19 protein-coding genes are annotated in these 16,984 nt (G+C 70.1%); 15 read left to right on the top strand and 4 right to left on the bottom strand.

Annotated elements, in window-relative coordinates; genetic code table 11:
* From KUTG_RS50055 to KUTG_RS50045, 3 genes are all read left to right on the top strand, one after another.
* A complete protein-coding gene (locus KUTG_RS50055) occupies positions 1–1,782 on the top strand; it encodes a CocE/NonD family hydrolase (RefSeq protein ID WP_052396395.1) in 1,782 nt (593 codons plus the stop codon).
* A 118-nt stretch (positions 1,783–1,900) separates the two neighbouring features.
* A complete protein-coding gene (locus tag KUTG_RS50050; RefSeq protein ID WP_043727051.1) occupies positions 1,901–2,215 on the top strand; it encodes a hypothetical protein in 315 nt (104 codons plus the stop codon).
* 106 nt (positions 2,216–2,321) lie between these two features.
* Complete coding sequence (locus tag KUTG_RS50045) at positions 2,322–3,167, top strand: NAD-dependent epimerase/dehydratase family protein (RefSeq protein ID WP_043727050.1); 846 nt, start codon at positions 2,322–2,324, stop codon at positions 3,165–3,167.
* Positions 3,168–3,247: 80 nt separating this feature from the next.
* Here the strand turns inward: KUTG_RS50045 and KUTG_RS50040 are convergent, their stop codons facing one another.
* The gene (locus KUTG_RS50040) at positions 3,248–3,940 is read right to left on the bottom strand and encodes a hypothetical protein (protein WP_232241368.1); all 693 of its coding nucleotides are present in this window, start codon (positions 3,938–3,940) and stop codon (positions 3,248–3,250) included.
* Positions 3,941–3,992: 52 nt separating this feature from the next.
* On the opposite strand from KUTG_RS50040, the gene KUTG_RS50035 reads away from it, so the two are divergent.
* Both KUTG_RS50035 and KUTG_RS50030 read left to right on the top strand, forming a co-directional pair.
* Positions 3,993–4,241 carry a GNAT family N-acetyltransferase gene (locus KUTG_RS50035; protein WP_043727046.1) on the top strand — a complete coding sequence of 83 codons (249 nt, stop codon included), beginning with the start codon at positions 3,993–3,995 and terminating at the stop codon, positions 4,239–4,241.
* A gap of 112 nt (positions 4,242–4,353) precedes the next feature.
* Positions 4,354–5,043 carry an SDR family oxidoreductase gene (locus KUTG_RS50030; protein ID WP_043727045.1) on the top strand — a complete coding sequence of 230 codons (690 nt, stop codon included), beginning with the start codon at positions 4,354–4,356 and terminating at the stop codon, positions 5,041–5,043.
* On the opposite strand, the gene KUTG_RS50025 is transcribed toward KUTG_RS50030, so the two are convergent.
* From KUTG_RS50025 to KUTG_RS50015, 3 genes are read right to left on the bottom strand one after another with little or no spacing between them, the layout of a single operon-like run.
* The gene (locus tag KUTG_RS50025; protein ID WP_043727044.1) at positions 5,032–6,147 is read right to left on the bottom strand and encodes an FAD-dependent oxidoreductase; all 1,116 of its coding nucleotides are present in this window, start codon (positions 6,145–6,147) and stop codon (positions 5,032–5,034) included. The two genes, KUTG_RS50030 and KUTG_RS50025, sit on opposite strands and share 12 nt — an antisense overlap.
* Positions 6,144–6,830 (bottom strand): TetR/AcrR family transcriptional regulator, encoded by a 687-nt coding sequence (locus KUTG_RS50020; protein WP_043727042.1) that lies wholly within the window; start codon positions 6,828–6,830, stop codon positions 6,144–6,146. The genes KUTG_RS50025 and KUTG_RS50020 overlap by 4 nt, the downstream gene beginning before the upstream one ends.
* Positions 6,831–6,871: 41 nt before the next feature.
* Positions 6,872–7,507, bottom strand: a complete 636-nt coding sequence (locus KUTG_RS50015) for an alpha/beta fold hydrolase (protein WP_043727040.1) — start codon at positions 7,505–7,507, stop codon at positions 6,872–6,874.
* Positions 7,508–7,745: 238 nt separating this feature from the next.
* On the opposite strand from KUTG_RS50015, the gene msrA reads away from it, so the two are divergent.
* The 10 genes from msrA (at position 7,746) to KUTG_RS49965 (ending at position 16,957) form a co-directional block, all read left to right on the top strand.
* Positions 7,746–8,267: a peptide-methionine (S)-S-oxide reductase MsrA gene (gene msrA / locus KUTG_RS50010; RefSeq protein WP_043727039.1), complete on the top strand. Its 522-nt coding sequence runs from the start codon at positions 7,746–7,748 to the stop codon at positions 8,265–8,267.
* A gap of 412 nt (positions 8,268–8,679) precedes the next feature.
* Positions 8,680–9,396 (top strand): tRNA-dependent cyclodipeptide synthase, encoded by a 717-nt coding sequence (locus KUTG_RS50005; protein ID WP_043727038.1) that lies wholly within the window; start codon positions 8,680–8,682, stop codon positions 9,394–9,396.
* Positions 9,341–10,546, top strand: coding sequence for a cytochrome P450 (locus KUTG_RS50000; protein WP_043727036.1), 1,206 nt, complete (start codon positions 9,341–9,343; stop codon positions 10,544–10,546). Before KUTG_RS50005 ends, KUTG_RS50000 begins: the two co-directional genes overlap by 56 nt.
* 8 nt (positions 10,547–10,554) lie before the next feature.
* Positions 10,555–11,286, top strand: a complete 732-nt coding sequence (locus tag KUTG_RS49995; protein WP_198047644.1) for a class I SAM-dependent methyltransferase — start codon at positions 10,555–10,557, stop codon at positions 11,284–11,286.
* A 66-nt stretch (positions 11,287–11,352) separates the two neighbouring features.
* The gene (locus KUTG_RS49990; protein WP_043727034.1) at positions 11,353–12,171 is read left to right on the top strand and encodes an SAM-dependent methyltransferase; all 819 of its coding nucleotides are present in this window, start codon (positions 11,353–11,355) and stop codon (positions 12,169–12,171) included.
* A gap of 13 nt (positions 12,172–12,184) precedes the next feature.
* Complete coding sequence (locus KUTG_RS49985) at positions 12,185–13,009, top strand: helix-turn-helix transcriptional regulator (RefSeq protein WP_043727033.1); 825 nt, start codon at positions 12,185–12,187, stop codon at positions 13,007–13,009.
* A 38-nt stretch (positions 13,010–13,047) separates the two neighbouring features.
* Complete coding sequence (locus KUTG_RS49980; RefSeq protein WP_043733590.1) at positions 13,048–13,341, top strand: hypothetical protein; 294 nt, start codon at positions 13,048–13,050, stop codon at positions 13,339–13,341.
* Positions 13,342–13,417: 76 nt separating this feature from the next.
* Positions 13,418–13,726 carry a hypothetical protein gene (locus KUTG_RS49975; protein WP_043727031.1) on the top strand — a complete coding sequence of 103 codons (309 nt, stop codon included), beginning with the start codon at positions 13,418–13,420 and terminating at the stop codon, positions 13,724–13,726.
* A gap of 100 nt (positions 13,727–13,826) precedes the next feature.
* A complete protein-coding gene (locus KUTG_RS49970; RefSeq protein ID WP_198047643.1) occupies positions 13,827–15,806 on the top strand; it encodes an acetate--CoA ligase family protein in 1,980 nt (659 codons plus the stop codon).
* The gene (locus tag KUTG_RS49965) at positions 15,803–16,957 is read left to right on the top strand and encodes an acyl-CoA dehydrogenase family protein (protein ID WP_043727028.1); all 1,155 of its coding nucleotides are present in this window, start codon (positions 15,803–15,805) and stop codon (positions 16,955–16,957) included. Before KUTG_RS49970 ends, KUTG_RS49965 begins: the two co-directional genes overlap by 4 nt.
* The last annotated feature ends 27 nt before the right edge of the window (positions 16,958–16,984 follow it).

The raw sequence follows: 16,984 nt of genomic DNA, 5'->3' as shown, positions 1-16,984 counted from the left end.
ATGCGACTGCACGAGATCGCGCACGCCCGGGCCGGCGACAAGGACACGACCTCGGACATCACGGTCATCGCCTACCGCGCCGAGGACTTCGAGCTGCTGCGCCGCGAGGTCACGGCCGAGCGCGTCCGGGAGCACTTCGCCGACATCGTGCGCGGCGAGGTGCAACGGTTCGAGCTACCGCGGCTGCATGCCCTGAAGTTCGTGCTGCACAACACTCTCGACGGGGTGACCCGCTCGCTCGACCTCGACATCCACGGCAAAAGCCTTTCCTCCTCACTGTTGGAGCTGGACGTGTCCGAAACCTCGCAGCAGATGGCCGCGATGATGCAGCAGTTCGCGGACGCCGGCGGCATCCGACCCACCGGGCCGACCATGACCGTCGACGACCCGTTCTTCCGCTACGACCGCCCGGCCGAGTTCGGCGTGCACAGCGAGACGATCCGGGTCCCCATGCGCGACGGCAGCTATCTCCTGTGCGATCTGCTACGCCCGGCCGGTGCGAACGAGCCGGTGGAAGGCGCTTTCCCCGGCCTCGTCTACGACTTCAACGCCTACAGCGCCCGAATGGTCTTCGCCGGTGGGGCCGCGCCTTATGTCGAACGCGGCTACGTGGCGCTCGTCCCCTCGGTTCGCGGCGCCGGCGATTCCCCCGGCCACGTCGAACCGTTCGGCGTCCAGGAGCAGGAGGACGGCTACGACCTGGTGGAATGGCTGGCCGCGCAACCGTTCTGCACCGGCCGTGTCGGCATGCAGGGCATCAGCTACGGCGGCCACAACACCATCCTCACCGCCGTGAACCGGCCGCCGCACCTCGTGGCAATCATTCCCGTGCAGGCGCTCAGCGACTGGTACGAGAACACCATCTACCACGGCGGCATCTACAACGCCCGGATCCGTGACTGGCAGCAGGCCACCGCGCCCGACACGCTCGAAAGCTATGCGCGGCACCCGCTCCACGACGACTTCTGGCGCGAGCGCAGCGTCAAGCACCGCTACGACCGGCTCACCTTGCCGATGCTGGACATCGGCGGCTGGCTGGACCAGTACCGGCAGGCCATGGTCGAGAACTTCCAGGCGTGTGAGGCGAACACGTGGATGGTCGCCGGGCCGTGGGAGCACGGCATGGTGCCGGGGCAGACGGAGGACATCGGCTTCGCCGGCTATCTAGCGTGGTGGGACCTCTGGCTGGCCGACCGCCCGTCCCCGCTGCCCGGGTCCAAGGTCACCTCGTACGAGATGCCCGGCCACGGCTGGCGACAGTTCGACACCTGGCCGCCGGCCGAATCCGGGATCACGCAATGGTTTCCCGCCGCCGACGGCAACCTGGGCAGTGGGGCCGGTCAGGCCGGGATCGCCGAGTTCGAGCAGGACGGCGGCAAGCTCGTGTTCAGCACCGTGGCGACCGAGGGCGTGGTGATCACCGGCGGTCTGGAGGCCGCGTTGCGCGCCGGCGTCACCGGCGCCGACGGCAACATCGCAGTCGTGCTGGACGATGTCGACGAGGACGGCGCGGCCGTGAGGGTCAGCCAGGGCTGGCTCAAGATGAGCCACCGCGACGGCCACGACCGGATCGCAGCGGTCGAGCCGGATGCGCTCTACGACATCACGATCCCGATCTGGCCCACGCACCACCGAATTGTCGCCGGCCACACGCTGCGGCTCACGGTGTCCAGCGAAGATCACCCACAGATCGACACCGAGCGCCTGCCCGGGCGGATCCGTGTGGAACTCGGCGTGGGCACTATGATCCGGGCTCGCACGCTTCCGGACAGCATTGTCTAGAACAATCCGGTGTGGACGGAGTCAACGGTCACTGTGCGCCGACGGTCACAAACCTTTGACCGGTAGGGCAAACACTGACGATCATCGGAGGACCGCCGCCCCGCACCGAGGAGAAACCGTGCGCATAGTCGCCACTTTCGCCGCCGCACTGGGCCTGGTCGTCGCGGTCGCCGGCACCGCGTCCGCCGACGAGCCGACCGGGATCACGTTCTGGCAGGCCGACTTCAGCGGTCAGAGCGTGAACTACACCCCGACCACCGACGCCTGCGTCGCGCTGCCGTTCGCCGTGCACTCGGAGCTGAACGCCAGTTCGAGCGCCTTCCTGCTCTACACCACGCCGGACTGCAGCGGCTACGCCATCACCATCCCGGCGACCGACCTGCACAGCCTCGTCAACCACGACGTGCGGAGCTTCGCCCTGACCCGGGACTGATCAACACCGGCGCCGAGGGGTCGTGGCCCGCCCCTCGGCGCTGGTACCGGAATCCGGCCGCGAGCTGGTCCACACCGGCAGCGGCCACCCCGGATAGCGTGTGTCCATGGCACGTGTTTTCCTCGCCGGCGCGACCGGGGCGCTCGGCCGCCGACTCGTCCCGCTGCTGCTCAACCACGGTCACCACGTCACCGGCCTGGCCCGATCGGCGGCCAGCGCCGAGCGGACCCGCCGGCTCGGCGCCGAGTCCATCGACGGTGACGCCCTCGACGCGGACAGCGTTCGGGCGGCGGTGCTGGCCGCCCGGCCGGACGTCGTCATGCACCAGCTCACCGATCTCGCGGCCGGCGACCGCGCCGCCAACTCGACCGTCCGCGTGATCGGCACCCGCAATCTCGTCGACGCCGCGCTGGTCGCCGACGTGCGGCGATTTGTCGTGCAGAGCATCGCTTTCGCCTACGAGCCGGGCGACACCCCGGCCCGCGAAGACACTCCTCTCGACCTCAACGCCGACGAGCCCCGGCAGACGACCGTGCGCGCCGTCGCCGAGCTGGAAGGCCAGGCCGCCCGCGTCGCCGCCCACGTGATTCTGCGCTACGGCACCTTCTACGGCCCCGGGACCTGGTACTCCCCCGGCGGTCTGATGGCCACGACCCCGCCGCCCGCCAACCGTGACGTCACGAGCTTCGTGCACATCGACGACGCCGCAACCGCCGCGTTGCAGTCCCTGGACTGGGGGAACGGCGCCGTCAACATCTGCGACGACGAACCCGCGGCCGGCGTCGACTGGGTGCCGGAGTTCTGCGCCGCAGTCGGGGGGGAGCCGCCGACGCCGTCGGATCAGCGCACCGGCTTCGCCCGTGGGGCCGACAACGGCTTTGCCCGCAACAGTTTGGGCTGGCAGCCGGCGTGGCCGTCCTGGCGCGACGGGTTCAAGGCAATGTCGGCGTAGGGGCCGTATGCGTGGCAAGTGTGGGTGCGGTGAGTCGCCGCGGAAATCTCGGTCGAAATCCCGGTGAGCCTCGAATAGCGTCACCCGGACCCCAACCCCCGCGAGTCACGCCCTCCGACCCACCGAATGTAGGTTTCCGGCACATGCGTTTTCGCAGCATCACCGACAAGTCCGAGGTCGAGACGCTGGTTTCGCTCGGCGTCAAGCGCGAACCCCTCTCGTATTGGGTGACGACGGCGCTGGCCAACGGCGAGTCGCGGCCGGAGTGGTGCCGCATGGCCTGGTCGGACGAGGGTGAGCTGCTGGCCGCGCACGTCTTCGATTCCTGGTCCGGCCAGGGCGATCCCGGCGACGTGCCGACCTTCGTGCAGCTGCTCGGCCATGTCGATGCCACCGCCGCCACTGCCCTGCTCACGCATGACCTGGCGGCCTTCGGAGCCTCGGCCGTCGAGGCGCGGGTGGTCATCGACACCGACGCCTCCCCCGAGCTGCGGGCCCAGCGGGAGCAGCAGCCCTCGATCCTGACGGCCGCCGGATTCCGGCTGGACGTCGACCGCGTGCGACTCCTGTGGCCCGACGGCGCCCCCACTCGCCGCCCCAGTGGTGTACTGGCCTTCCGACCTGCCGCCGAGTTCTCCGACGACGATCTGTTGCGGATCTTCGCCGCGGTCGGCGACGGCTCCGTTGACAACGGCCAGCGGTCCAATCGCGCGACGGAAGGTCGCGAGGCCGAGGCGGCCGGGCGGCTCCGGCAGGCTCGGCACCGCGACCATCCTGAGCACTGGTTCGTCGTCGGCGTGGACCCGGCCGGCGATGCCGTCGGCTATGTTCCAGGCCGCTCGCGTGCACGGGGACCGGGCCATCATGGCGGAGCTCGGCGTGGTCCAGACGCAGCGCGGCCGTGGTTACGCGGGGCAGCTGCTGGCCTACGGCACGGCCACCGTGCTCGACGACGGCCTCACTCAGATCACCACCGACACCGACCAGGCCAATCGCCGCATGCGGGCGGCCTTCGCCCGTTGCGGCTACGTGGAATTCGCCACCAGGCACGACTTCAGCTGGGCCAGGCCCTGAACCAGGAGGGACACCGACGCGGTGGACGAGGCGGCGGAAGCCGAGGACTGAGTCGCTGCCCTTTCGGTCAGTTCCGGCCAGTACCGAAGAAACCCCGTGCCAGGATGTTCAAATGGGAACAACAGTGGTGGTCGGGGGTAGCCACGGCATCGGCCGACTGGTGGCGGAGCGGGCGGCCGGGCGCGGGGACATCGTGGTGATCACCAGCCGGGACAAGGGCCGCGCCGAGACGGTGGCGACGGAGATCGGCGGCGACGCCAAGGGAATCGCCCTGGATCTGGCCGCACCGACGACGATCGAGGCGGCGCTGGCCGAGGTCGGCGAGGTCGACCACCTGGTGATCACGGCGATCGAGCAGACGGTGCAGAGCATCGGCACGTTCGACGTGGCCGACGCGATCAACTCGGTGACGATCAAGCTGGTGGGCTACGCCGAGACGGTCCGGGTGCTGACCGCGAGGTTCCGGCCGGGGGCGTCGGTGGTGCTGTTCGGCGGCCTGGCCAAGGAACGCCCCTATCCGGGCTCGACGATGGTGACCACGATCAACGCCGGCGTCACCGGCCTGACCCGCACGCTGGCCAAGGAGCTGGCGCCGGTGCGGTTCAACGCGCTGCACTCGGGCGTGGTCGGAGACAGTCCTAAGTGGAGCGCCGTCAAGGACACGCACCCGGCCGTGGCCCGCACGCCACTGGGCCGGCTGGTGACGATGGACGAGGTGGCCGACGCCACGGAGTTCCTGCTGCGCAACGGCGGCATGAACGGCCACGACCTGAACATCGACGGCGGCTGGCTACTGACCTGAGTACTCGGCGAACATCCGGCCGATCCGCTCGGCGCCGTCGGGCTCGAAGAACGCGACGAGGTTGGACGCCGACTTCGCGGCGGCCGCCTCGGCGCGCGGGAACATCGCGGTCTCGTAGGTCTTCAGCGCCGATTCCAGGTCGGAGTGCGAAGCGAGCGCCAACGCCAGCTCGGCGGCGTCGAGCATGGCCAGATTCGCGCCCTCGCCGGCGAAGGGCGACATCAGGTGCGCGGCGTCACCGAGCAGCGTGACGCCGGGCACCCGTTCCCAGCTGTGGCCGACGGGCAGGGCGTGGATCGGCCGCGGCACGAAGACGTCGTCGCCGTCGGCGATCAGTCCGCGCAGCGGCTCGGCGAACTCGTCGAAGATCTCCAGCAGCCGCAATCGGGTCTGCGCCGGGTCGGCGTCGACGACATCGGCGCCGACCCAGTTCTCGTTCTCGTTGCGGATGGCGACGTAGACGCGGATCCGGCCGTCGCCGTTGCGCTGGGCGATGATGCCCTTGCCGTCGCCGAGGCCGTACAGCGAGCCGTGGCCGACGAACGCCGCCAGTGCGGGGTGCTGTGCGTCCACATCGGACAGATGTGTCTCCACGAAGGACAGCCCGGAGTAGACGGGCATGGCGTCCGACAGCAGCGGCCGCACCTTCGACCACGCCCCGTCCGCGCCGACGACCAGGTCGGCCGCGACGGTTTCGCCGTCGCTCAAGGTGATCGACGACAGGGTGACCGCCGTGACCTTGGCTCCCCACCGCACGGTCCCGGCCGGCAGCGACTCGACGAGGATGCGCTTGAGCGCGCTGCGGTCGATCTCCGGGCGGCCGCCCGGCTCGTCCGGGATCTCGTCGATGTACACCACCCCGTTGGCGTCGACCAACCGCATCGCCTCGCCCTCATCACGGGCCAGCGCACGGAATTCGTCGAACAGGCCGGCCTCGCGCAGGGCGCGCTGCGCGGTGTCCTCACGCAGGTCAAGAGTTCCGCCCTGATCACGGGAGGTCGGCGTTTCGTCGAGTTCGTACACAGTGGACTCGATGCCGTTGACGTGCAGGACGCGGGCGAGGGTCAGGCCGCCGAGGCCGCCGCCGACAATGACGATCTTCATGGTAGATCTCCTTCTCCGGGTGTGGGTGTGCCGAAAGCACCGGACAGCAACACGTCGAACATCCAGCGGGACCGCGAGGCGGCGGGGCCGCCGGTCAGCTCCACCGCGTGGGCGGCGATGTTGGGGTAGGTCTGCGCCGAGGCGCCGAGCAGGGCGCTGATCATCAGGTCGTGGTCGGCCGCCGCGCCGCTGGCCCTGCGGGTGCCCTGTTCCACGGCGCTGGCCGTGGCCACCAGCATCAGCAGGTCGACCGTCCATCCGGCCTGCGCCCGCGGCATGCCGCCCTCGGCCAGCCGGGCCAGCACCGCCTCGATCACGGCCAGGTAGTTCGGGCCGCTGAGCCGGGCGACCAGGGCGACCCGGGCCAGACCGGGGTGGTCGAAGAGGACCCGCCGGTAGGACGTCATCACCCGCCACAGCCGGGCCCGCCAGTCGCCGTCCGGGCCGGGGTCGAGCTCCACCCCGCCGAGCAGCTCGTCGAGCATCGCCGCGTGCAGTTCCTCGGTGTCCTTCACGTACACGTAGAGCGAGGCCGGGCCGGTGTCGAGCTCCTTGGCCAGCCGCCGCATGGTCACCTTTTCCATGCCCTCGGACCGCATCACGGCCAGTGCTGTCGCCACGATGCCGTCCCGGCTCAGCGCCGGCTTGGCCGGACGCTCCCGCCGGTTGTAGGTGTCTGCCATACGGCCGACCCTAACGGACGTGTTCGTGGCGAACATGTTCGTCAGACCCGCAGAAAATCGGCGACGAGGTCCAGTGTGCGCTCCGGCGCCTCCATCAGCGGGGCGTGGCCGATCCCGGGCAGCACAACGAACTCCGCCTTCGGAAACCGGGCGGCGTAGGCGCGGCCGTAGTCCAGGCTGACGATGCGGTCGTCCCCGCCCCAGATGAACAGCGTCGGCACGGCGATCCGCTGCACGCGATGCGGCAGCCGCGGATCGCCCTGCGGGTGGCGCGCGGTGTAGTGGAACACGTTGGCGAAGTTGGCGCGCATCTCCTCCGGCAGCCGCGCGTCGTCCACCGACGGCATGCCTACGGGGTGGCCCGGGATCTGCGGGCCGATCACGTCGATCAGCACCAGCCCGGAGATGCGCCGCCCACGGTCGCGGACCGCCATCTCGGCGGCGATCCACCCGCCGAACGAGCTGGCGATCACCCCCACGTCGTCGTGGCCGCCGTCGTCCAACAGGTCGAGGTACTCGATGGCGAGGTCGTCCACGCCCTCGTACCAGTCCGGCCGGGGTGTGCCGTCCCAGCCGGCGTGGGTCGGCGCGAGCACCGTGTCGCCGAAGCGGTCCACGATCGGCTGGACCGAGCGCCGCCCCGGGCCACCGTGCAGAGCGAGCAGTGTCTTGGTCATGAACCGATACTAACGAACATGTTCGTTACGAACAAGTTCGTCGTGGCCGGGGTCACCCGGCGGGTGAGGCAACACCTGGGAGCCAAGCCCGAGCGGCTCTTCTGGCCGACTTCTTCGACAAGGGCGCCTGAGACCTCTTACGCACTGCTTACGCTGGACCGGACGCATGTCACAGCCGGGACCAAAACCGGCCGGGCCCGCGTTGTACGGGCCGGGGGGAAAGAGCAGAGAGGGAGCGATGAGCAACACGACCGAGACCGCGGTGCTGGCCGGTGGCTGCTTCTGGGGCATGCAGGACCTGATCCGGCGGCAGCCCGGCGTGCTGTCCACCCGGGTCGGCTACTCCGGCGGCGACACGCCCAACGCCACCTACCGCAACCACGGCACCCACGCCGAGGCCGTGGAGATCGTCTTCGACCCGAGCGCGACCAGCTATCGGGACCTGCTGGAGTTCTTCTTCCAGGTGCACGACCCGAGCACGAAGAACCGGCAGGGCAACGACATCGGGCTGAGCTACCGGTCGGCGATCTACTACACCAGCGACGAGCAGAAGCGCGTCGCCGAGGACACCATCGCCGACGTCGACGCCTCGGGCCTGTGGCCGGGCAAGGTCGTCACCGAGGTCGAGCCGGCGGGCGACTTCTGGGAGGCCGAGCCGGAGCACCAGGACTACCTGCTGCGCTACCCGAACGGCTACACCTGCCACTTCGTGCGCCCGGGCTGGAAGCTGCCCCGGCGGGCCGAGTCCACGCAGAGTTGATCACCTGACGGTTGCCGCCCCGGTGTGGGGCGGCAGCCGCGTCGCGGCGCGGGTCTTCCGACCCGCGCCTTTTTGCTGTTGATCGTCTGTGCACGGCGCGAAAGTCACCCGATAGTGGCGAGAATCCGGTGTATGACCAGGTGGCAGGCCCGCACGGGAGGGCCGCAGGCACACCGGGCGTCTCAGCGGGGCCGGGACGGGGGGTCACCCACCCGAGGGATGGTTAACTCGGGCGAGTGATGGTCAAGTGCGGCGCGTGATTGCTCTTTCACACGAACTAGCTCTGTCCGCCACCGGTGAACCCGACCTAGACTTGTGCCGAAATTTGCAGATGTAGCTATGCAAATGCGCAGTTGTCCGTCTCGAACGATCCGTAGACACCATGTCGCACGGGCGAGGGAGGGGCTCCATCGTGTTCACTCTCGACTGGTTAGCAGAGACAGCCAGGCATCGCGACCACGTTCTGGTCGGGCTGAGTCCGCAGAACGGACGATACAAGCCGGAATACATCCGGAACCTGATTTTCTGGCTGCAGCCCCGATTCAGATCCATCGACGTGGTCATTCCCGGATTCGAGGCGGCGTACACGCTGGTGGCGGCCGGCCACCCGCCGGCACAGGCGGTGCACCGGGCCCGCCGGGCCTACCGCCAGCTGCGCAATCCGGCCGTGCGAGCCCTGGCCGACCTGGGCGTCCCCGATCCGTCGCGGCACGTGACGAGCTGGACCCGGCTGCACGCCGACGCCGCGTACCGGGCTTCGCTGATCCGCTCACGCAAGGCATATCTGACCGATCCGCGCATTCGACGGGCCTGCCGCGAGATGACGGCCGAGGTGGTCGGCAACGCGGCGGACGGCCAACCGGTCACACAGTGCGATATCGACATCGCGGTTCGCTACGTCATTGCTGAAATTCCGCTGCTCACGGACGGCCCGGACGTCTTCGGCGCCGACAGGAGCGTTTTCGTGTACCACCGTGCCACTCCACTGGTGGCGGCGATCGCGGACAGCGGCTCCATTCTCACCGCGGCGCCCGGCCAGACGTGGGCGATCGTCAGCCAGGAGGAGGAAAATCGTGACGGACACGATCGAACCGGAACTCCCGCTGCAATACCCGTTTCCGCTCGGTGACACCGGCGCGCTCCCCCCGCTGACCGCCTGGGCCCAACGCGCCAAACCGGTGTGCCCGGTCCGGCTGCCCAGCGGCGTCACGGCCTGGATGCTGACGCGCAAGGACGACGTGGCCCAGATGCTGGCCGACAACCGGTTCAGCCGGAACCTGGCCGAGCCCGGCTCGCCCCGCATGGTCGGCGAGGACCTCACCTCGGTGCACGACGCGATCTTCAACCTCGACCCGCCGGCGCACGGTCGGGTGCGGCAGGTGCTCAGCGGCTGGTTCACCCGCCGCGCGGTGCAGCGCCACCGGCCGCTGTTCGCCCGCCACGCCCACCGGCTGCTGGATCAGCTGTCGGCCGGCCCCAACCCGGCCGACCTGGTGGAGGCCTACTCGGCGCCGCTGCCGCTGGACGCCATGGGCGAGCTGATGGGCGTGCCGCCGGAGCTGGCGGCGGAGTGCCGGCAGGTCTACCCGATGAGCCTGGACCTGTCCTCGACGCCGGAGGCCGTGGAGAAGGAGACCGACGCCGCCAAGCAGTTCATCGCCCGGCTGATCGCCGCCCGCCGCGCGGATCCGGCGCCCGACACGCCCGTGCACACGCTGCTCGAAGCCCGCCGCGAGGGCGTGATCAGCGAGTCGGAGATGTTCGGCACGCTGTTCCTGATCTTCGTCACCTCGTTCGACCCGCTGGTGGCCCCGCTGACCACCGGCCCCATGATCCTCATGTTGCACCGCAGGCAACTCGTCGAGTGCGTGGCCGACCCCTCGTTGTGGCCCAAGGCGGTCGAGGAGGTGCTGCGCTACTTCCACAACGGCGGCCTGGGTTTCCCGCGCATCGCCCGCGAGGACGTGGAGCTGAACGGCACCATGATCCGGCAGGGCGACGCCGTGGTGGTGCCGATGCAGGCGGTCACGTGGGACCCGCGGCACTACCGCAACCCCGAGCGGTTCAACATCCACCGGGCCACCGACGGCTCCGCCACGTTCGGCGCCGGGCCGCACTACTGCCTCGGCTCGCAGCTCGCCCGTGTCGTGCTCCAGGAGGCGTTTTCCGCGCTGTTCCAACGGTTTCCGACGTTGGACCTGGCGGTCAGCGAGCGGGAGCTGCCGTGGGACCCGAACCGCATGTTCACCCGCCCGATGCAGCTGCCGGTGACCTGGTGAGGAGTGCCGTGACCACAAGCCAGTTCGACGAGTTGGCCTACCTGTACGAGCGCAGCTTCGACGTGTGGCCGTACCGGCGGGACGTGGAGCAGCATTCGGTGCTGACGGCGCTGGGCGACGTGACCGGGTTGGCGGCGCTGGATCTCGGCTGCGGCGCCGGCTCGTACACCCGGCTGCTGGCCGAACGCGGGGCGCGGCCGGTGGTCGGCATCGACGGCGCCGCCGGCATGATCGAGCACGCCTGGCGGCGCGAGGCCGAGGACCCGACCGGGGCGAGCTTCGTGCTCCAGGACGCGTCGGAGCCGATCGCCGGCGCCTTCGACGTGGTGCTCGCCGTGCACCTGCTGCCGTACGCGGACACCTACGACGCCCTGGCCGCGATGTGCGCCTCGGCCCGATCGGCGCTGGCCGGCCCGGGAAAGCGATTCGTGACGGTGACCATCAATCCCGGTTTCGCCCGCGAGCCGGGTTACTACCTGCGGTACGGATTCGACTTGATAGCCCCTTCGGCTGAACTTTCCGACGGTGATCCGATTCGGCTGCGCAGCGAGTTCCTGGGCGGCACGATCGACGTCACCCCGCACAACTGGTCACGGGCGAGCCAGGAACAGGCCCTGCTCGGGGCCGGCTTCCGGCAGGTCACGTGGTGGGATCCGGTCTGCTCCCCTACCGCCGATGTGGTCCACTTCGGTGATTATCTGCGCCGACCGCCGACCCTCGTTGTCACCGCGACCGCATGAGGCTGTACTAGTGTTCCGCGGCGAATCAAGGGCGTCCGCCGAACGTAGAAGTGAAAGCGGGAGGTCATGCTCGTGCACGAATCCGCGTGGATGCCGACGGGGCTGGATCCGGAAGTGCCCAGCGCCGCCCGGGTGTACGACTATTTCCTCGGCGGCTACCACAACCTGGCCATCGACCGGGAGTTCGCGCACCGGGCCCAGGAGACGATGCCGGACCTGCCGGTGATCCTGCGCACCTCGCGCCGGTTCCTGCGGCGGGCCGTGCACTACCTGCTCGACCAGGGCATCACCCAGTTCCTCGACCTGGGCTCCGGCATTCCCACCGCCGGCAACGTGCACGAGATCGCGCAGGAGGTCGCCCCGCACGCGCGGGTCGTGTACGTGGACCGGGACTCCGTGGCCATCGCGCACTCGGCGCTGATGCTGGAGAAGAACGCGAACGCCGCCGCGCTGCGGGCCGACCTGCGGGTGCCGCGGGACGTGCTGCGCAGCGAGGTCGTGCTGAACATGCTGGACCTGTCCCAGCCGGTGGCGGTGCTGATGTCGGCGGTGCTGCACTTCGTCGAGGACGACGCCGAGGCGCAGGCCATCGTGGCGGCCTATCGCAACGCCCTGGCCGCCGACAGCTACGTGGTGATCTCCCAGGGCACCCAGGACTCAGCCGGGGAGCAGGGCGAGCAGGTGATCCGCCTGTACGACGAGACCGACAGCCCCTTCACGGCCCGCGACCGCGACCAGTTCACGCGGCTGTTCAAGGGGCTGGAGCTGATCGAGCCCGGGGTGGTCTACGTGCCGCAGTGGCGGCCGGAGACGCCGGAGGACGTGGACGAGCACCCCGAACGCAGCTGCGCCTACGGCGCGATCGGGCGCAAGCCGCTGTACTGAGTAGCATTTGCCCATGGTGAGCCGCGACAACCAACTGGGTGAGTTCCTGCGGGCCGGCCGCGCCCGGCTGGAGCCCTCGGAGGCGGGTCTGCCCGGCGACACGACCACGCGTCGGGTCGCGGGTTTGCGCCGCGAGGAGGTGGCGGTGCTGTCCGGGGTCAGTGCCGACTACTACACACGGTTGGAGCAAGGGCGCGAACGGAATCCTTCCGCCCAGGTCGTGACGGCGTTGGCCCGGGCCCTGCAACTGGGCCCGGACGCCCGTGATCACCTGCACCGGCTGGCCGGGCTTCACCCGGGCGTGCCGGGTGTGCCGCCGACGCGGGTGGATCCGTCGTTGGTGCAGCTGTTGGACGCCTTCCCGCGGGCGGCCGCCTACGTGCTGGGGCCGGCCTTCGACGTCCTGGCCGCCAACCGGGTCGCCGAGGCGCTGCTGTCGCCCTTCGGCGGCGAGCGGAACATGCCGCGGATCCTGTTCACACACTCGGCGGCCCGGGCCGTGTTCGTCGAGTGGCCGCTGGTGGCCGGGGCCACCGTGCACGCCTTGCGGCTCAACGCCGGGCTCTTCCCGTCCGATCCGGGGATCTCCGCGCTGGTGGCCGAGCTGTCGGCCGAGTCGGCCGAGTTCCGTGAGCTGTGGGCCGACCACACCGTTGCCGGGCTCATGCGGGCGTACAAGGTCTTTGTGCATCCTCGGGTGGGGCGAGTGGAACTCACGTACCAGACCTTCGACGTGAAGGACGCACCCGGGCAGCAGCTGCTGGTCGGCACGGCGGAGAGCCTGGCCGCCCAGGACGCCATCGACCAGCTGGCGGCGCTGGCGAGTGCCTCGCACTGACATCGGATTGCGTAAGGTCGCGCGGTTAGTATGTGCCGGTGATCAACATGGAGGTGCGTCGGGAGTTGTGCGGTGCAGTCGTGGCTCGTGCAAAGAGTGGCGTTGCGTGGGAGACGACGCTCGTCGACCTCGACCGGACGGCCTTTCCCCTGATCGGCGCGCTGATTCCCTATGGGGACGCGGTGTTCAACGAGCTGCAGGTTCCGGAGCTGCTGCGGGAGTTGGACCGACTGCCCGCGGACCGTGGCGGCGCCTGGATGGACGAGGCGCGCGATCTGTGCGACCTCGTGCTGCGTGGAACGCACCACTACCTGGTATTCGTCGGCGACTGAAGCCGCGACACCAGGTGCCGCACACCTAGGAAGCGGCGGCCTTCCTGGACGCCGTCGCCCGGTGAACGCTGTTCTCGTGACAGAGATTCTCGAGGTGACGGTGCTCCGGCCGGCGGCCGGTCTGACGGCGGACGACTTCGTCGCGGCGAACGACGACATCAACGACTACCTACGCCAGCGGCCGGGCTTTCGGTGGCGGCGGATCGCGGTCGCCGAAGACGGGACGGTGGTCGACATCGTGGCCTACGACAGCATGGCGCAGGCCGAGGCCGGCGCGGCCGGCATCACCGGGGAGATGGCCGGCTCCCCCGTGCACGACACCATCGACCACCGCTCGGTGCAGTGGCGCCTGACGAAGGTGACGCAGCACATCGACCGCGGTTGACAACCCCTGGCGCCCCACTCACGATAACTGACTGGCGAGCCAGTTATCTCACTCTGGGGCGACGATGCGGCGACTGGGCGTGTTCCGTGATCCTGCGTCGGTGGCGGTGGTCGGCGCCTCGGACAACCGGTCCAAATGGGGCTACTGGCTGGCCTCCGGGGCGCTGACCGGCGCTCATCGTCGCCGGGTGGACCTGGTCAACCGGCGCGGCGGCGTGGTTTGCGGTCGGCCGTGTGCCACCAGCCTCACCGAGCTCGACGCCGTGCCGGAGCTGGTGGTGCTGTGCGTGCCTGCGGAACACGTGCCGGATGTCGTGACCGAAGGGCTTTCCCTGGGGGTCAAGGGGTTCCTCGGCATCACGGCCGGCGTTGCCGACGAACCGCAGCTGGCGCAACGGATCCGGGCCGGCGGGGCGCGGCTGGTGGGCGCGAACAGCCTGGGCATCGTCGACACGGCAACGGATCTGCGCCTGGCGTGGGGCAGCTTCACCCCGGGCCCGCTGGCCATCGTGTCGCAGAGTGGGCAGGTCGGCTCGGAGCTGGCGCTGCTCGGCGCGCGGCAAGGGCTGGGGATCTCCCGGTTCGTCTCGCTCGGCAACGCCAGCGACGTCACGGCGACGGAGCTGCTGGCCGACCTCGCCGACCACGAGTCGACGCGGGTCGTGGCGGTCTATCTGGAGAACTTCTCCAACGGCATGGCGCTGGTCGAGGCGCTGCGCGCGATCGACAAGCCGAAGCTGCTGCTGACCGTCGGCGGCAGCGCGGCGAGCACCCGCCTGGCCCGCTCCCACACCGGGTCCCTGACCTCGCCGCTGGACGTCGTGGACGCCGCCTGCCGGGCCGCCGGAGTCGCGCGGGTGCGCACGCCGGCCGAGCTGATCGACGTCGCCCGCGCCGTGCTGGCCACAAGACCGCTGCGCGGCGACCGGGTGGCGATCATCGGCGACAGCGGCGGCCAGTGCGGGATCGCGGCGGATGTGGCGCACGCCCACGACCTGCACGTTCCCCAGTTCTCCCAGGACATCGGCGTCGACCTGCCGGCCCAGGCCGCGCAGCACAATCCCGTGGACCTGGCCGGGGCGGGCGAACAGGATCTGGCCAACTACGCCCTCGTCACCGAGGCGGTGCTGCGGTCCGATGACGTGGACGCGGCCGTGCTCACCGGCTACTTCGGACGGTACGGGCTGGACATCCCGGTCATCGCCGACCGGGAGATCGCCGTGGCGCAACGGATCGGCGAGATCGCGGCGACCACCGGCAAGCCGGTGCTGGTGCACTCCATGGGCCCGAACAGCGCCACCGCCCACGCCCTGTGGGCCGCCGGCGTGCCGACGTACGACCGCATCGAGCCGGCCATCACCGCGCTGACCGGCCTGGCCGCCCTCGGCCGCCCCGCCGAGCTACCGCTCCCCTACCAGACCCGGCCGATCGGCGTCCTGCCCGACGGCTACTGGGAGACACGCCAAGTCCTGGTCGACGTCGGCTTTCCGCGCGGCCTGGTCGTTCGCCGCCGTGAGGACCTCGACCACGCCAGCTGGCTGACCTCGCCGTACGTGCTCAAGGCGGGGTGGTTGGAGCACAAGAGCGAAGCCGGCGGCGTCCGCACGGGGCTGTCCACCCTGGAGCGGCTGGCCGAGGCCTTCGACGAGATGGCCGCCCGGCTCGGCCCCGGCGAGTACGTCGTCGAGGAGCAGGACACCCGCCCGGACACCGTGGAGATCCTGGTCGGGGCCCGCCGCGACCCCGACTTCGGCCCGCTGGTCGTGGTCGGCGCCGGCGGCACGGAGACCGAGCTGCACCACGACATCGCCACCGAGCTGGCCCCGGTTTCCCCGGCGACGGCACGGGAAATGCTGGGCCGGCTGCGCTGTGCGAAGCTACTGCACGGCTGGCGCGGCCGACCGCCGGTCGACCTCGACGGGCTCGCCGCCCTGGTGCATCGGGTGTCGCTGCTGGTCGCGGCCTCGCCGCTGGTCGGAGAGCTGGAGCTGAACCCCGTCCGGGTCGGGCCGGACGGGCCGGTCGCCGTGGACGCGCTGATCATCGGGACCAGACCGCACAAGGAGGCACGCCGCGCATGACCATCCACTTCCCGGCCTGGCCGCTCACCGACGAGCAGCGGCAGATCGTCCAGCTGTGCCACGACTTCGCGGCCAAGGAGATCCGGCCGCGGGCGCGTGAGGTGGACGAGGCGGACGTGGTGACCCCGGTCGACCTGTTCGCCCGGGCGGCCGAGGTCGGCATCACCAACTTCATGCTGCCCGATCAGTACGGGGGCGGCGGCTTCACCGACGTGTTCACCCAGTGCCTGGTCCAGGAGGAGCTGTGCTGGGGCGACCCCGGCATCGGCAACCTGCTGTGCTCCAACGGTTTTTTCGCCGACCCGATCCTCGTGCTGGGCACCGAGGAGCAGAAGGAGACGTGGCTGCGGCCGCTGACCGGCCCGGACTCCCCGATGACGGCACTGGCCACCACCGAGCCCAACGCCGGCTCCGACGCGGCGGCGATGATCACCACGGCCCGGCGGGTCGAGGGCGGCTACGAGCTGACCGGCCAGAAGGCGTGGATCTCCAACGCCGGCGCGGCCCGCTACTACGTGGTGTTCGCCAAGACCGACCGCAGCAAGCGATCCTCCGGCGTGACGGCGTTCCTGCTCGAACGGGACGCGCCGGGGCTGCGGTTCGGCGAGCCGATGCGCAAGATGGGCCAACGGGCCATCGTGTGCCGGGAAGTCTTCTTCGACAACGTCTTCGTGCCGGCGCACGACCGCCTCGGCGACGAGGGTCTCGGCTTTCACGGCCTGATGGGCACTTTCGACATCTCGCGGGTGATACTCGGCTCCGCCGCGGTCGGGGCCGCCCGCGCGGCCTACGAGTTCGCGCTGGACTATGCCCGTAACCGCAAGCAGTTCGGGGTGCCGATCATCGAACACCAGGCCGTGGCCTTCCGGCTGGCCGACATGGCCACCCGGATCGAGTCGGCCCGGCTGCTGGTGCACCACGCGGCCCGGCAGATCGACGCCGGCCAGCGGGTCACCGGCCTGGCCGCGATGGCCAAGCTGACCGCATCGGAGACGGCCATGTTCGTCACCTGGGCCGCCGTGCAGACGCTGGGCGGCTGGGGCTACTCGCGGGAGTTCCCGGTGGAGCAGTGGATGCGGGATGTGAAGCTGGAGGAGATCGAGGAGGGCACCTCGGACATCATGCGCCTGGTGATCTCCCGCCATCTCTGACCGGCGGGCCAGTTATCTATACTCACG

This window comes from Kutzneria sp. 744 (genome assembly GCF_000568255.1).
Classification (GTDB): domain Bacteria; phylum Actinomycetota; class Actinomycetes; order Mycobacteriales; family Pseudonocardiaceae; genus Kutzneria.
Note: the sequence above shows the minus strand (reverse complement) of the source record. Positions and strands in the feature narration are given on the sequence as shown.

What these genes read in the sequence shown, in the direction of transcription:
- KUTG_RS50055 (WP_052396395.1), top strand. Translation starts at nt 1, where the DNA reads ATGCGACTGCACGAGATCGCGCACGCCCGGGCCGGCGACAAGGACACG.
- KUTG_RS50045 (WP_043727050.1), top strand. Translation starts at nt 2,322, where the DNA reads ATGGCACGTGTTTTCCTCGCCGGCGCGACCGGGGCGCTCGGCCGCCGA.
- KUTG_RS50040 (WP_232241368.1), bottom strand. Translation starts at nt 3,940, where the DNA reads ATGGTCGCGGTGCCGAGCCTGCCGGAGCCGCCCGGCCGCCTCGGCCTC.
- KUTG_RS50035 (WP_043727046.1), top strand. Translation starts at nt 3,993, where the DNA reads ATGTTCCAGGCCGCTCGCGTGCACGGGGACCGGGCCATCATGGCGGAG.
- KUTG_RS50030 (WP_043727045.1), top strand. Translation starts at nt 4,354, where the DNA reads ATGGGAACAACAGTGGTGGTCGGGGGTAGCCACGGCATCGGCCGACTG.
- KUTG_RS50025 (WP_043727044.1), bottom strand. Translation starts at nt 6,147, where the DNA reads ATGAAGATCGTCATTGTCGGCGGCGGCCTCGGCGGCCTGACCCTCGCC.
- KUTG_RS50020 (WP_043727042.1), bottom strand. Translation starts at nt 6,830, where the DNA reads ATGGCAGACACCTACAACCGGCGGGAGCGTCCGGCCAAGCCGGCGCTG.
- KUTG_RS50015 (WP_043727040.1), bottom strand. Translation starts at nt 7,507, where the DNA reads ATGACCAAGACACTGCTCGCTCTGCACGGTGGCCCGGGGCGGCGCTCG.
- msrA (WP_043727039.1), top strand. Translation starts at nt 7,746, where the DNA reads ATGAGCAACACGACCGAGACCGCGGTGCTGGCCGGTGGCTGCTTCTGG.
- KUTG_RS49990 (WP_043727034.1), top strand. Translation starts at nt 11,353, where the DNA reads ATGCTCGTGCACGAATCCGCGTGGATGCCGACGGGGCTGGATCCGGAA.
- KUTG_RS49985 (WP_043727033.1), top strand. Translation starts at nt 12,185, where the DNA reads ATGGTGAGCCGCGACAACCAACTGGGTGAGTTCCTGCGGGCCGGCCGC.
- KUTG_RS49965 (WP_043727028.1), top strand. Translation starts at nt 15,803, where the DNA reads ATGACCATCCACTTCCCGGCCTGGCCGCTCACCGACGAGCAGCGGCAG.